We start from the raw sequence: 14930 nt of genomic DNA on the forward strand, positions 1-14930 counted from the left end.
CGCGCCCCGGGCCGGACACGGCTCAGACCACCCGCTCCCGGGCCTGCTGTGCCGCCACCAGCACCGTCCGGGACTGGTGCTCCACCTGGTGCTCCAACGGCACCCAGCGGGCCCGGAACCGCTCCGCGAAGGCGTCGCACCAGTCGGCGACGAGCTGCTCCAGGCGCGGCGCCGCCCGGTCGTCGGTCTCCCGCAGCACCCGCAGCAGCATCGCCGCGGCCCGCAGCGGCAGCCGCCGCCCGAAGGCGTCCACGCTGCCGACGTACGCCATGGTGGTGCCCGCCGGGGAGGTGTGGATCCAGTCCTCGGCCAGGCCCGGGATCAGCCCCAGCGCCCAGCGCGCGGCCCGCAGCAGCGGCCCGTCCACGCCGTCCAGCCGGGGCAGCGCGTCGGCGAGTATCCGCTCGACCTCGCGCGCGTCCCGCAGCAGCCGCGCGGCCAGCCGCCGCATGGCCGCCGCCGGCGCCGGGTGCGGCGCCGGGTCGTCCACCAGGTCACTGGCCCACATCGGCACCTCCACCACGGCCGTCAGGCCGCCGTACCGGTGCGCGTGGTACCAGGTGCTGTGCCGGGCGTCGTCCGGCATGCTCGGGTAGGCCACGCCGGTCTCCGGGCCGGGCATCACGTGCACCCCGGGGCCGGAGGCCGGCCAGCCCGCCGCGTCCGAGGCCCCCGTCTCCACCGGTATGTGCAGTTCCGCGGCGGACTTGGCGAACGGCTCGGCGAGGCCCGGGACGTCCTTGGTCAGCTGCACCCAGCTGCCGCCCAGATCGGTGCCGTGCAAGGTCACCTGGAGATACGGGCGCAGCTCGTCGATGACGGCGGTCAGCGCCCGTGTCTCGGGCGGCAGGCGATCCGGCGGCAGCACGGCGGGCGACCACTCCGGCTGCTCCGCGCCCGTCGGCCGGTAGAAGCCGAGGTGGTAGTCGAGCAGGCTGCGCGGCGCCGGGGTCACGTGCAGACTCGCGCCGTCCGGGTCCGCGCACAGCAGGAAGTGCCAGGAGGTGTCCGCCCGCAACTCCCGCTCGGCCAGCACTCTTTCGGCGAGCACTCGCAGCGTGGAACCGCCCGTCGGCTCGTTGGCGTGCGCACCCGCCACCACGAGCACGGCTCGGCGGGCGTGTCCCACCGACAGCAGGTGCAGGGGTCTTCCCGCGCGCGACAGGCCCACCTGGCGCAGCGCGCACAGCCCGGGCTCCCGAGCCGCCAACGCCCGTGCGGAGGCGACCAGTTCGGGAACGCTGGGATAGCGCAGCTCCGGCAGTGGACTCACCCCCGACTTGTCCGCCCGGCTTCGCCCTCCCAGTCCCGCACGCGGCGGGTGAACTGTCAAGCGTGCGGCGGGGGAGGCTCCCGGGGGCGCCCGGGCGCAGTGGCCCGCCCCCGTACGGGCCACTGCGCTGCGTGGGCTCACTGCTGGTGCAGGCCGCGTCCCGCGAGCGTCAGGAACACCTCGCCCACCGCTTCCGAGAGCGTGGGGTGCGCGTGCACGTGCCGGGCCACGTCCGCGGGCTCGGCGTCCCAGCCGACGATCAGCTGGCTCTCGGCGATCATCTCCGACACGTGCGGGCCGACCAGGTGGACGCCGAGCACCTGTCCGCCGCCGGCCTCCGCCACGACCTTCACCATGCCGCCCTGCCCGTGCACCATTCCCTTGGCGACGGCGGTCAGCGGCATGGTGTTGACGTCGACCTCGTGCCCGCGCGCGCGTGCCTCGGCCTCGCCCAGCCCGACCGAGGCGGTCTGCGGCGAGGAGTACGTCACCCGGGGCACGGCCGCGTAGTCGACCGGCGCCGGCTCCAGCCCGGCCAGTGTCTCGGCCACCAGCAGGCCCTCCGCGAACGAGGCGTGGGCGAGGCCGAGCGAGGGCGGCGGCAGCAGGTCGCCGACGACGTGGACGCCCGGCACGGCCGTCTCCAGCCGGCGCCAGTCCGCCGGTACGACGAACCCCCGCTCGTCCGTCGTCAGACCGGCCGCCTCCAGGCCCAGCCCCTCGGTGACCGGAGCCCGGCCCACGGCCACCAGCAGCCGGTCCGCCGTCACCGTCCGGGTCTCCCCCCGCGCCGTGCGTACGCGCGCGCGTACGCCGCCGTCCAGCAGCTCCGCGTCGAGCAGCCGCGCCCCCGCCTGGACGTCGATCCCGCGCTTCTTCAGGCCGCGCGTCAGGTGCCGGCTGACGTCGGCGTCCTCCAGCGGCACGATCCGGTCGGCGGCCTCCACCAGGGTGACCTGGGCGCCCATGGACCGGTGGAAGGAGGCGTACTCCGCACCGATCGCGCCCCCGCCCAGCACCAGGACGGACGCGGGGAGTCCCGGCGCGAACAGCGCGTCGTCGCTGGTCACCACGCGTCGCCCGTCGGGCGCGAGCCCCGGGAGCGTGCGCGGGCGTGAGCCGGTCGCGAGGACGATCCCGCGGCGCGCCACCAGGTCGCGCACGCCGGGCGCGACCCCACTGTGCGCGCCGTCGTCGATTGTGCGCACGCCCTCCACGCGCACCGTGCGCGTCCCCGTCAGCCGCGCGCTGCCCCGCACCACCCGCACGCCCGCGTGCGCGAGATGCGCCTCCACCCCCTTGTGGTTGCGCGCCACGATGTCGTCCCGGGTGGCCACCAGCGCGCCCCACTCGACGGAGTCCACCGTCGCCTTGACGCCCCAGCGCTCGCGGGCCTCGGCGATCCCGTCGACCAGTTCGGCGGCGTGCAGCATCGCCTTGCTCGGGATGCAGCCCCGGTGCAGGCACGTCCCGCCGACCTTGTCGCGTTCGACGAGGACGACGTCCAGCCCGAGGGAGGCGGCACGCAGGGCGGTGCTGTAGCCACCGGTGCCGCCACCGATGACGATCACGTCGGATGTATGGATGCCCGTATCGATGGTCATGGCATCCACCCTCCGTCCACCCCTTGCCATGAGTCCAAGGCAATGTTGTTGTGGGATCCATGCATGATCCTTATGGGAGGGCGTGAGGATGAGCCTGCGTCAGATGGAGTACTTCGTGACGGTCGTCCAGGAGGCCTCGTTCACCCGCGCGGCCGACACCCTGCACGTCACCCAGCCCGCGCTCTCCCACCAGATCAAGGCGCTGGAGAAGTCGGTCGGCGGCGCCCTGCTGGAGCGCCTGCCCCGGGGCGTGCGCCTCACCCCCATGGGCCGCGCCTTCCTCCCGCACGCCGAACTCGCCGTCCGCAGCGCCGCGCAGGCCCGCCGCGCCGCCCGCGCCACCGTCGGCGCCGAGGGCGGCGAACTGCATGTCGCCGCCCTCCACTCCATCGCGGTCGGCGCCCTGCCCGACGTCTTCGCCCGCTGGCGCACGGCGCACCCGAGGGTCCTGCTGCGCCTGCACGAGTACGCCACCGCCGAGGCCCTGGAGGAGGCCGTGCAGCGCGGCACCGCCGACCTCGCCGTCGGCCCCGAGCCCACCGGCCGGCCCGGCACCGTCGTGCCCGTCGGCGAGGAGGAACTGGTCCTCGTCGTGCCCTTCGACGACCGGTTCGCGGGCCGTACGACGGTCACGCTCCCGGAACTCGCCGACCGCCCGTGGATCCGCTGCGCCATGGAACCCGTCGTGCACGGCGAGCGCTTCCTCGACTGGGCCTGCGGGAAGGCAGGCTTCCGCCCCCGGACGGCCGTGTGGACCGAGCACACCTCGACCGCCGTCCGCATGGCCGCCGCCGGCGTCGGCGTGTGCACCGCGCCCGCACACATCGTGCGCGGCGCCGTCGGCGAGGACTGCGTGGTCCTCAGCCCGGAACCGGCCTGGAAGCGCCCCCTGGCCGTCTACGCGCGCGTGCCGCCCACCGGGGCCGCCGCGGCCTTCGTGGACCTCCTGCGCGCCACCTGGCCGTCCCTGAGCACCCCCGGGCCGTACGAGGACTGCGAACCGGCCGCCGTACCGGCCGCCACCTGATCCCCCCGGGCCGCTCAGTCCTCCGCGACCCGCTCCAGCAGCGCCACCGGCAGCCGGTCCAGAAGGTCCGCCACGCGCACGTGCCCGGTGAACTCCCGCCCCGGGACGAGCGCGTCCGCCCACCGGCCGGGCGGCAGCGGCAGCCGCGTCTCCCGCCAGCCGCCCGCCTCCGCCAGCCGCAGCGACAGCCGGGTCACCACCGTGACCGCCTCACCGGAACGCGCGAACGCGAGGCAGTGCTCGGCCGCCGGGCCCTCGGCGGCCAGCGGGTCGTACGACGCGCCCGCCCCGAACGCGTCCGGCCGCCGGGCCCGCAGCCGCAGCGCCGCCGCCGTCACCGCGTCCTTCTCGCCCGGCGCCTCCGGCGGGAACGCCACCGGCCGACGGTTGTCCGGGTCCACCAGCGCCCGGTACTCGCCCTCCGTGCCCTGGTACACGTCCGGCACCCCGGGCATCGTCAGATGGACCAGCGCGGTACCGAGGACATTGGCCCGCACGTGCGGCTCCAGCGCCTTGCGGAACGCGGCCACCCGCTCGCCGGGCGGCCCGCACGGCCCTCCCGCGACGAAGGCCGCCACCGCCTCCTCGTACGGCGGCTCCTGCTCCGTCCAGCTGGTGTACATGCCCGCCTCGCGCACGTGCTTCAGCAGCGCCGCCCGGACCCGCTCCTCCTCCGCGGGGCCCAGTCCGAACACCGTCTGCCAGGCCGCCCACGCCAGCTGGCCGTCCGGCACGCCCTCCTCGGCCTGCGTCACCTCGGCGAGCAACTCCGCCCAGCGGTCCGGGCACTCGGTGAGCACGGCCAGCGCGGCCCGCACGTCCGCGCTGCGCTTGGTGTCGTGCGTGGAGACGACCGTGCCGGTGAGCGGCCAGTCGCGCTGCACGCGCGCGCAGTACGCGTGGAAGTCCTCCGGTGGCACACCCGGGCTGCCCGGGTCGCCGCCCACCTCGGCCAGGGACAGCAGCGGCACGTAACGGTAGAAGGCCGTGTCCTCCACCGACTTGGCGCGCAGCGCGGACGCGGTCTGCGCGAACCGGGTGCGGAACTCCACCCGGTCGGCGTGGTCCGGCGCCGACGCCTCACCGGGCGGCTCCACCAGCAGCCGGCGCACGATGCCGACGGCCTCGGCCTCCTCCGGCACCACGAACGCCAGCCGGGCCTCCTCGGCGGCCTCCTCGGTGATCACGGCCGAGGCGTCACCGGAGGCGTAGGGCCGGTAGACCCGCATCCGGACCAGCAGCTCCTCCACGGCCGTCCGCAGCGCCCAGGGCGCGCGGTCGCGCAGCGACAGGTCGGGCGAGGCGGCGCACAGCCGGGCCGCCACCCGGGTGAGCCGGTCCGTCTCGGTGGCCAGTTCGTGGGTGAGCACCTTGTACGCGGCCCGCCGCGCCGTGGCCTCCCAGTTGCCGCCCCGGTCCGTCTGCGGTGCCGCGAAGGCCCGGTAGCGGCCCAGCAGTTCGTACGCCCCGGTGCGGTCCGTGAACAGGCCGTCGACGTGCCGCAGGGCGTCGTAGCCCGTGGTGCCCGCGACCGGCCAGGAGGACGGAAGGCGCTCGTCGTCGGCGAGGATCTTCTCGACCACCGTCCAGCGCCCGCCGGTCGCGGCGTGCAGCCGCGCCAGATAGCCGTCGGGGTCGGCGAGCCCGTCCGGATGGTCGATCCGCAGCCCGTCGACCACTCCCTCCGCGAGCAGCCGCAGGATCGTGCCGTGGGTGGCGTCGAACACCTCCGGGTCCTCCACCCGCAGCCCGATCAGCTCCGAGATGCTGAAGAACCGCCGGTAGTTCAGCTCGGTACGGGCCAGCCGCCACCACACCGGGCGGTACCACTGGGCGTCCAGCAGCTGGGGCAGCGGAAGGTGCTCGGTGCCCGGGCGGAGCGGGAACGCGTGGTCGTGGTAGCGCAGCACGTCACCGTCGACCACGAGGTGTGCCAGTTCCGAGCCGACCGGAGCGCCGAGCACCGGCAGCAGCACGCGGCCGCCCTGCGCCTCCCAGTCGATGTCGAACCAGCGCGCGTACGGCGAACCGGGTCCGTCGCGCAGCACCTCCCACAGGGCGCGGTTGTACCGGGGCGCCAGCGCCATGTGGTTCGGCACGATGTCCACCACCAGGCCGAGGCCGTGGTCCCGCGCGGTGCGCGCCAGCGCGCGCAGCCCCTCCTCGCCCCCCAGCTCCTCGCGCACGCGCGTGTGGTCCACGACGTCGTAGCCGTGGGCGGACCCCGGCACGGCCTCCAGGACGGGCGACAGGTGCAGGTGCGAGACGCCGAGCGACGCCAGGTACGGTACGGCCGCTTCGGCGGCGGCGAACGGGAACGCGGGCTGGAGCTGCAGCCGGTAGGTGGCCGTGGGCACCGCCGGTCCGGGTCGCGCAGAAGTCATGGGAACCTACGTACCCCGCTCGCCGGCTTTCGTGTCATCGGCCGCTGCCCGGATCACGCGCGCGTGTCTACGTTCGAGCGATGGGGACGACGGGGAAACCGGGACGGCACCGCACACGGGACACCTACCGGCGGGTGATCGGCCTGACGGGGCCGCTGCTGCCGTGCGTGTCCTTCCTGGGGCGGCTGCCGACGGCCACCATCCAGTTCGGCAGTGTGCTGCTCGTGGCCCGCACGAGCGGTTCCCTCGGCGCGGCCGGCCTGACCGGCGGCGCGCTCGCCCTCGGCCAGGTGGCCTGCGGACCGCTGGTGGGGCGGCTCGCGGACCGGCACGGCCAGCGGCCGGTGGTGCTCGCGTTCTCGCTCGCGGGCGCCCTCGCCGTGGCCGCGCTCGTCACCGGCGCGCTCGCCGGGCTGCCGACGCCCGTCCTGGCCCTCCTGGGAGCCGCCGCGGGAGCCACCGTGCCGCTCGTCGGTCCGCTGGCGCGCGCCCGGCTGATCGCCCTCGCCCGCCGCGCCGACGCCCCGGAGACCGTCGTCGGCGCGGCCCTCTCCTTCGAGAGCACCCTGGACGAGCTGTCGTTCGTCCTCGGCCCCTCACTCGTCGGCCTGGCCGCGGTACTCGCCCACCCGGCCTACGCGATGGCCGCCGCGGCGGCACTGGCGGCCACCTGCGGCAGCGCGTTCGCCCTGCACCGGACGGCCCGAGCGGCGGCACCCGCGCGCGTGGCGCCGGGCCGGGCGGTACCCGCGCGCGTGGCGGCCGGTCCGGGCGGCGCGGCCGCGTCCGGGAACGCCGGCCCGCGTCCCGCCCGGATGCGGGCCAGGCGTGCCCCCATGCCCCGCTGCGTGCCCGCCCTGTTCACCGCGCTGGCCCTCCAGGGCGCCGTGTTCGGGGCCTGCCAGGCCGGGATCACCGCGCTCACCGCCCGGCTCGGACAGCAGGACCAGGCCGGGCTCGTGTACGCCGCCATGGGGGTGATGAGCGCCGTGGCGGGGCTCGCCATGGCGGCCGTACCGGAGCGGGTCGGGGCCCGGACGCGGTGGCGGCTGGCGACCGCTGCCGGCTGCGCGCTCTCCCTGCCGCTGCCGGGCACGAGCGGCCTGCCCGGCCTGTACGCCGTCGTGACCGTCCTGGGCGTCGCCTACGCCCCGCACCTGATCACCGTCTTCGGCCTCGTGGAGCGGGCGGTCGCGCCGTCCCGGCTGGCCGAGGCGATGGGCGTGGCCACGAGCGCCCTCGTCGGCGGTCAGGCCCTGGCCGTCGCCGTCACCGGGCCCCTCGCCGAGACCCACGGTCCCTGGGCGGCCTTCACGGCGGCGAGCACGGCGGCCGGCCTCGCCTTCGTGCTCGCTCTCACGGTGCGCCCGACGACGTACGCGGGGGAGCCGGGGAAGGCCCCCCACGCGCGCGTGCGGGACGCGCAGCCCCGCTAGGGGGCTGCGACACCCCGCTACGCCGGCCGCTGCAGCACGGTCAGGCTGCGGTCCGGCAGGGTGATGCGGTCGCCGGCCGCGACCTTGGCGCCGGCTCCCGGCGGCACCCCCTCCGGGCGGGCCGTGTCGACCACCACCTGCCACTGCCGGCCGTGGTCGACCGGCACCACGAAGTCCAGCGGCCCGGGCGAGGCGTTGAACATCAGCAGGAAGGAGTCGTCGGTGATGCGCTCCCCGCGCGGGCCGGGTTCGGAGATCGCGTTGCCGTTCAGGAACGCCGTCAGCGCGGACGCCTGCGCCGAGTTCCAGTCCCGCTGCGTCATCTCGGCGCCCTCCGGAGTGAACCAGGCGATGTCCGACAGCTCGTCGTGCGTGCCCTCCACCGGGCGGCCGTGGAAGAAGCGGCGCCGGCGGAAGACGGGATGGTCGCGGCGCAGCCACACCATCGCGCGCGTGAACTCCAGCAGATCGCTCTCCAGGGACTCCGGCCAGTCCACCCACGACAGCTCGTTGTCCTGGCAGTAGGCGTTGTTGTTGCCGCGCTGGGTGCGCGCGAACTCGTCCCCGTGGCTGATCATCGGCACGCCCTGGGACAGCATCAGCGTGGCGATGAAGTTCCGCATCTGCCGGGCCCGCAGCCGCAGCACCTCCGGGTCGTCGGTCTCGCCCTCCTCCCCGCAGTTCCAGGAGCGGTTGTGGCTCTCGCCGTCCCGGTTGTCCTCGCCGTTGTCCTGGTTGTGCTTGTCGTTGTACGACACCAGGTCGTGCAGGGTGAAACCGTCGTGGCAGGTGACGAAGTTGATGGAGGCCAGCGGGCGGCGGCCGTCGTCCTGGTAGAGGTCGGAGGAACCGGTCAGCCGGGACGCGAACTCCGCCAGCGTGCGCGGCTCCCCCCGCCACAGGTCCCGCACGGTGTCGCGGTACTTGCCGTTCCACTCGGTCCACAGGGGCGGGAAGTTGCCCACCTGGTAGCCGCCCTCGCCGACGTCCCACGGCTCGGCGATCAGCTTCACCTGGGAGACCACCGGGTCCTGCTGCACCAGGTCGAAGAACGACGACAGCCGGTCCACCTCGTGGAACTGCCGGGCGAGCGTCGCCGCGAGGTCGAAGCGGAACCCGTCGACGTGCATCTCGGTCACCCAGTACCGCAGCGAGTCCATGATCAGCTGGAGCACGTGCGGGGACCGCATGAGCAACGAGTTCCCGGTGCCCGTGGTGTCCATGTAGTAGCGGGGATCCTCCGCGAGCCGGTAGTACGACGGGTTGTCGAGGCCCTTGAAGGACAGCGTCGGACCCAGGTGGTTGCCCTCGGCGGTGTGGTTGTAGACCACGTCCAGGATGACCTCGATCCCGGCCTCGTGCAGCGCCCGGACCGCCGACTTGAACTCCAGCACCTGCTGGCCGCGGTCGCCCCAGGAGGCGTACGCGTTGTGCGGGGCGAAGAAGCCGATGGTGTTGTAGCCCCAGTAGTTGCTCAGCCCCATGTCGGCCAGCCGGTGGTCGTTGACGAACTGGTGCACGGGCATCAGTTCGAGCGCCGTGACCCCGAGCTTGGTCAGGTGTTCTATGACCGCGGGGTGGGCGAGGGCCGCGTAGGTGCCGCGCAGCTCCTCCGGCAGCCCCGGGTGGCGCATGGTGAGGCCCTTGACGTGGGCCTCGTAGATCACGGTGTGGTGGTAGTCGGTGCGCGGCGGACGGTCGTCGCCCCAGTCGAAGTACGGGTTGATCACCACGGAGGTCATGGTGTGCGGCGCCGAGTCCAGGTCGTTGCGCCTGTCCGGCGCGCCGAAGTGGTAGCCGTACACCTCCTCGCCCCACCGGACCGCGCCGCTGACCGCCTTCGCGTACGGGTCGAGCAGCAGCTTCGCCGAGTTGCAGCGCAGCCCGCGGCCGGGGTCGTACGGGCCGTGCACCCGGAACCCGTACCGCTGTCCCGGCATCACGCCCGGCACGTACGCGTGCCGTACGAACGCGTCGCTCTCGCGCAGTTCCACCGCCGTCTCCGAGCCGTCGTCGTGCAGCAGACACAGCTCTACTCGGTCCGCGGCCTCCGTGAAGACCGCGAAGTTGGTTCCGGCGCCGTCATAGGTGGCGCCGAGCGGATACGCCTCTCCAGGCCAGACCTGCATGGTGACGACTCTCCCAGGTGTGCCCTCCGACCGGGGCCGAGTCGGCCCCGAGTCTCGTCCGAAAGTGAGGCAACCTTCCGCGGCTCACCCGCCCTCTTATCAAGTGACCAGTGCGCACGGCGGTTCTGGTACCCGCCGTGCGCCGAACATGCGGGGCAGACACGTACTCCCGGGGACCAGGGGGGAGTAGGGGGAAAATGTGCGCGAGAAAGTCCACCGCCATCTGGGCAAAGTACTGACCGGTGCGGCCCTCGCGGCGGCGGGGACGGCCGCCATGGTCGCGGTCACGCTGCCGGGCACGGCGGGCGCGGACGACTCCGGAGGGCCCGGCGGCGGTACCCGGGCCGCGGGGCGGACCGGGCAGGGCCCGGACGCCGCACCGCCGGGCGTCGTGGAGCAGGCGCCCGCCGAGCAGAAGCAGGGCACCGGCCGTGACCCGCTCACCGACGACGAGCTGCGGCGGGTCGAGAAGATCGCCGTGGCCGGACGGCTTTCGGCCACGGGCCGGGACGTCGAGGGGGACCGCGGACCGCAGAAACTGAGCGTCGACCTCGCCGAGCCCGAGGCCGCCGAGGCGGACGACCCGCAGGCGCCGCGGCGGGCCGACGTGACCTACTACGACTACGGGAACGACACACTCGTCACCAAGACCGTCAACCTGACGACGGGGAAGGTCGAGCAGACCGGCGTCCAGCGCGGCGTCCAGCCGCCGCCCACCCGCGCCGAGAACGCCGAGGCGGCCCGGATCCTGATCGCCGACCCCCTGGGCGCGGGCCTGAAGGCGGACTACAAGGACGCCACCGGCAAGGAACTCACCTCGCCGGACCAGCTGGACCTGAGCGGCGGGATCTACGAGGCCTCGCCGGGCGCCCAGCCCGCGGTGCTCGACAAGTGCGGCGAGCACCGGTGCGTGCGGCTGTTCTCCAAGGCCGTCAACGGGCCCTGGATCGACACCCGGGACCTCGTGATCGACCTGAGCGCCCGCAAGGCCGCCGCCCTCGACCGCCGCTGACGGCCGCCGACCGACCTTCACACCCGTACCTCCGGTAAGGGAGTCACCTCTTCATGCCCGAACAGCACCTGCCCGGCGATGTCCGGCCGCGGGCCCTCGGCCGTGCCGCCCTCAAGAGCCGTGCCGCCCGCAAGACCACGGCCGTCGGACTGACCCTGGCCGCGCTGGCCGCCGGCGCGACGACGATGGCCGGTCCCGCCGCGGCCCGCCCGCAGACCGCGCCCACGGCGGCGGCCCCCGGCTGCAGCGCCGCCTACACGATCGAACAGAAGCTCTCCACCGGCACGACCTGGCGGATGTGCTGGCGCTACGACAGCAAGGCCGGCCTCGTCCTGGAGAACGTCTCCTACCAGCCCAAGGGCGAGAGCAAGCCCATCAAGGTCCTCAACAGCGCCAGACTCGCCCAGATCCACGTCCCGTACGACGACGGGAAGCACGAGTACTACGACCTCACGGGCCAGGACTTCGCCGCCGAGCTGATGGACCTGTCGCCCGCCGAATGCCCCGGCGGCACCATCAAGACCGTCAAGGTCCCGGACGGGGACCCGCGCCACCCCGACGTCAAGGGCCTGTGCACGACCACCCGTTCGCGTGGCCACGCCTACCGGATGCACGACCTCTTCCAGCCGGACAGGACCTACCAGCAGCAGGGCAAGGACCTGCTGGTCTACACGGTCAACCAGGTCGGCTGGTACGAGTACATCACCGAGTGGCGCTTCCAGGACGACGGCACGATCTCCATGAACGCCGGCGCCACCGGCAGCCTCTCCTACGAGGACTACAACGCCCAGGACGGCCGCGGCTGGCCCATCGGCAAGGGCGCCAGGGACTACGCCACCAGCCACAGCCACAACATCTTCTGGCGGCTCGACTTCGGCCTCGACGGCTCCTCGAAGACGAAGGTCGAGCAGTACGACTCCACCGTCAGCGCCCCCTCCGGCCGCCAGGAGGGCCCGACCGCCAAGACCACCCGCACCAAGGTCGGCAAGGAACTCGCGGCCGACTACAAGACCTACCGCTGGTGGCGGGTGGTCAGCGCGGCCGGCAAGAACAAGGACGGCCACGCCCGTTCCTACGAGCTGGTCCCGGGGCCGACCACCAAGTACCCGGGGCGCAGCTTCACCAGGCACGACATGTACGTCACCGAGTACAACAAGTGCGAGCTGTTCGCCAGTGACAACCAGCAGTGCGCGACCGGCCACCCGAAGTCCGTCGACAAGTGGGTCGGCGGCCAGACCCTCACCCACCCCGTCGTCTGGATGAACGTCGGTTTCCACCACATCGCCCGGGACGAGGACCAGCAGCCCATGCCCGTGCACTGGCAGGGATTCTCCATCGCCCCGCGGGACGTCACGGCTATGAATCCGCTCACTCCCAAGGAGCTGGCATGGCAGAACGGTCACTGGGAACCGCGTAGTTGAGCACAGCCGTCGGCAAACCGACCTGTCCATCCGGCTGCACCGCCGACCGCTTGCGGAGTACCCTTCCTTGATCGTTGACACGGGAAAGGCCCGGGGGAGCGGAAGGCGGTGCACGGGTGGGCTCGGGAGGGCTGGAGCTGCCTCCTGGTGACGAGGGTCACGAGGGGAACTCCACAGACGTCCCGCCCGGCGCGGTGTCCCTGGCCCGCCCGATGGACGCGGGGTCCATCGGGCCGGAGCTGGAGTGGGACGCCGACGCCTGGCTTGAGGTGCGCACCCGCGCCCAGCGGGCCGGCCGGGCCTACATCTGGCTGAACCTCGTGGAACAGCGGCTGCGCGCGGTCGTGGCCGCCGTGCTGCGGCCCATCTACGAACCCGTCCACGGCGACGAGTGGGTGGTGGCCGCGGCCGGGCCGGCCGGGCAGGAGTGGGTGCAGCGGGCGGTCGCCGTCCGCGAAGTCAGCCGTCGCAAGGGCTACTTGCTCGACCCGGCCGACGACAACGTGCTCAGCTTCCTCACCCTGCCCCAGCTGCGCGAGCTGGTGGTGCAGCACTGGCCGTGCTTCGAGCCGTACTTCGACGAGCGCCGCGACCTCGAACTCGCCCTGGACGAGCTGGAGGTGACCCGGAACGTCGTCTCCCGCAACCGCGCCCTGTCCGAGGCGGTCCTCGGCCAGGCCGAGCGGGCCTCCGCCCGGCTGCTGGAGATGCTCGGCGCGGGCGGTGACATCCCCTCCGCGCGCCGGCTGCCGGTCGACGCGGTCGAGGACCTGGTCGGCGACCGGTACGCCGACGTCGTCGCGGTCCACGCCGACCGGGTGCGGCTGATGCGCCAGTTCCCCGCCGAGGACATCTTCGGCGGCGCCCGCCGGCTCGACGCCATCGGCATCGGCCTGAACCTGCTGGTGCAGAACTTCTCCGGACGCCGCATGGTCCGGCTCGCCGAGAGTGGCTGCCGGGTACGGCTGCTCTTCCTCAACCCGGCCTCCAGCTCGGTCAAGCGCCGCGAACGCGAACTCGGGATGAAACGGGGCGAACTGAGCCGCTCGGTGGAGATGAACATCCTGCACATGCGCCGGGTGCGGTCCCGGCTGCGCGACCCGGACGCCTTCCAGATCCAGGTGTACGACGAGACGCCCCGCTTCACCGCCTACCTGGTGGACGGCGACGGCGCGGACGGCATCGCCGTGGTGCAGTCCTATCTGCGCGGGGCGCGGGGGATGGAGTCGCCGGTCCTGGTGCTGCGCAACGGCAGCCGACTGGTCACGTCGGACGACGTGGGAGAAGCCGGCCTGTTCCCGACATATCGTGAGGAATTCGAGCTGGCTTGGGCGGATTCGCGGCCGGTGTCCTGAACGGTCGGGGCGGGGCGGGGGCCCTGTCCGGGCCCGTCGGCTGCCGGCTGTGGGTCCCTGGGGGCGGGCGCGGGCCTGTTCGGGGCCGGGAAGCGGAAGGCTGCCCTCGGATTGTCAGTGCCGCGTGCGATGGTGGAGGCCACTGGGGGAAAGCACCACCAAGAAGGGGGGCCGCCCATGGGCTGGCACCGGGAGCCGCTGATCGGCTTCGACCTGGAGACGACCAGGACCGATCCGCGCGAGGCGCGCATCGTCACGGGTGCCGTGATCGAGGGCAGGGCCGGTGAGCCCGTGGGGCGCCGGGAACGGCTGGCCGATCCGGGCGTGGAGATCCCGGCCGGCGCGGTCGCCGTGCACGGCATCAGCAACGAGCGCGCGGCGGCCGAGGGCCGCCCCGCCGACCAGGTGACCGACGCCGTCGCGGACGTCCTGGTCTCGTACGGGAAGACGGGCGTCCCGGTCGTGGCCTACAACGCGGCCTTTGATCCACCCACTTCAATGGCGCCTCGGATGTCTCAGCCCGCAGTGGTGAGCGAGGCCCTGCGATGAGCTGGACGAGTCAGCCGCTGGTGGCCTTCGACCTGGAGACCACGGGAACGGACATCGAGAGCGACCGGATCGTCACCGCGGCGGTAGTGGCTGTGGAGCCGGACGGGCGGCTTCCAAAGCCCCGAACATGGTTGCTCGACCCCGGGGTGGCAATCCCGCAGCAGGCTTCGGCCATCCATGGCATCTCCACCGGCCACGCCCGCGAGCACGGAATGCAGGCGGCTCCCGCGATCGAAGAGATCACCTCGGCCATCACCGAGGTGCTGAACTCCGGAACCCCGCTGGTGGTGATGAACGCGCGGTACGACCTCTCCCTCCTCGACCGCGAGTGCCGACGGCACGGGATAAAGCCATTGGGCGACCGGTTGTCCGGGGAGGCATCACCGGTCATCGACCCACTGGTCCTGGACAAGCACGTAGACCGGTACAGGAAGGGGTCGCGGAACCTCCAGGCCCTCTGCGCGCACTACGGCGTGCCGCTCGACCACGCGCACAACGCCGTCGCGGACGCGGTGGCCGCGGCACGTGCCGCGCGGTCCATGGGGGTGAAGCACACGGCCATAGGAGGGTTGGCACTGGCGGACCTGCACGATCTTCAGATACGGGCGGCAGCCGAGCAGGCCGCGTCGCTGCAGAAGTACCTTCGGCGTACGTCTGATCCGAAGGCGACTGTCGAGTCGGCCTGGCCCGTCGTCCCGTACGTCGGCTGACGGCCCGGATCGATCAGCGCTGCGACCGGC

10 protein-coding genes and 1 pseudogene are annotated in these 14930 nt (G+C 73.4%); 7 read left to right on the forward strand and 4 right to left on the reverse strand.

Annotation, left to right across the window (positions count from 1 at the left end; translation table 11 throughout):
* Positions 1-22: 22 nt before the first annotated feature.
* Complete coding sequence (locus IEZ20_RS16085) at positions 23-1273, reverse strand: M14 family zinc carboxypeptidase (protein ID WP_189298916.1); 1251 nt, start codon at positions 1271-1273, stop codon at positions 23-25.
* Between the two features lie 137 nt (positions 1274-1410).
* Positions 1411-2877 (reverse strand): dihydrolipoyl dehydrogenase, encoded by a 1467-nt coding sequence (gene lpdA, locus IEZ20_RS16090; RefSeq protein WP_189298918.1) that lies wholly within the window; start codon positions 2875-2877, stop codon positions 1411-1413.
* Between the two features lie 88 nt (positions 2878-2965).
* Here lpdA and IEZ20_RS16095 point away from each other — a divergent pair, with 88 nt between their 5' ends.
* Positions 2966-3904, forward strand: coding sequence for a LysR family transcriptional regulator (locus tag IEZ20_RS16095; protein ID WP_189298920.1), 939 nt, complete (start codon positions 2966-2968; stop codon positions 3902-3904).
* Positions 3905-3918: 14 nt separating this feature from the next.
* Here the strand turns inward: IEZ20_RS16095 and treY are convergent, their stop codons facing one another.
* Positions 3919-6288 carry a malto-oligosyltrehalose synthase gene (gene treY / locus IEZ20_RS16100; protein ID WP_189298922.1) on the reverse strand — a complete coding sequence of 790 codons (2370 nt, stop codon included), beginning with the start codon at positions 6286-6288 and terminating at the stop codon, positions 3919-3921.
* Positions 6289-6368: 80 nt separating this feature from the next.
* Between treY and IEZ20_RS16105 the strand changes: the two genes are divergently transcribed.
* Complete coding sequence (locus IEZ20_RS16105) at positions 6369-7724, forward strand: MFS transporter (protein WP_229896090.1); 1356 nt, start codon at positions 6369-6371, stop codon at positions 7722-7724.
* Positions 7725-7741: 17 nt separating this feature from the next.
* On the opposite strand, the gene glgX is transcribed toward IEZ20_RS16105, so the two are convergent.
* The gene (glgX, locus tag IEZ20_RS16110; RefSeq protein ID WP_189298924.1) at positions 7742-9853 is read right to left on the reverse strand and encodes a glycogen debranching protein GlgX; all 2112 of its coding nucleotides are present in this window, start codon (positions 9851-9853) and stop codon (positions 7742-7744) included.
* Positions 9854-10052: 199 nt separating this feature from the next.
* Here glgX and IEZ20_RS16115 point away from each other — a divergent pair, with 199 nt between their 5' ends.
* The 5 genes and pseudogenes from IEZ20_RS16115 (at position 10053) to IEZ20_RS16135 (ending at position 14900) form a co-directional block, all read left to right on the forward strand.
* Positions 10053-10865 (forward strand): Tat pathway signal sequence domain protein, encoded by an 813-nt coding sequence (locus IEZ20_RS16115; RefSeq protein ID WP_189298926.1) that lies wholly within the window; start codon positions 10053-10055, stop codon positions 10863-10865.
* Positions 10866-10918: 53 nt separating this feature from the next.
* Positions 10919-12286 carry a copper amine oxidase gene (locus tag IEZ20_RS16120; protein WP_189298928.1) on the forward strand — a complete coding sequence of 456 codons (1368 nt, stop codon included), beginning with the start codon at positions 10919-10921 and terminating at the stop codon, positions 12284-12286.
* A 116-nt stretch (positions 12287-12402) separates the two neighbouring features.
* The gene (locus IEZ20_RS16125) at positions 12403-13641 is read left to right on the forward strand and encodes a DUF5919 domain-containing protein (protein WP_189298929.1); all 1239 of its coding nucleotides are present in this window, start codon (positions 12403-12405) and stop codon (positions 13639-13641) included.
* Positions 13642-13818: 177 nt separating this feature from the next.
* A pseudogene (locus IEZ20_RS16130) lies at positions 13819-14127 on the forward strand (3'-5' exonuclease family protein); the annotation flags it as partial.
* 59 nt (positions 14128-14186) lie between these two features.
* Positions 14187-14900, forward strand: coding sequence for a 3'-5' exonuclease (locus tag IEZ20_RS16135; RefSeq protein ID WP_189298932.1), 714 nt, complete (start codon positions 14187-14189; stop codon positions 14898-14900).
* Positions 14901-14930 lie beyond the last annotated feature (30 nt).

Origin of the sequence: Streptomyces cinerochromogenes (assembly GCF_014648635.1) — a bacterium.
Lineage (GTDB): Bacteria > Actinomycetota > Actinomycetes > Streptomycetales > Streptomycetaceae > Streptomyces > Streptomyces cinerochromogenes.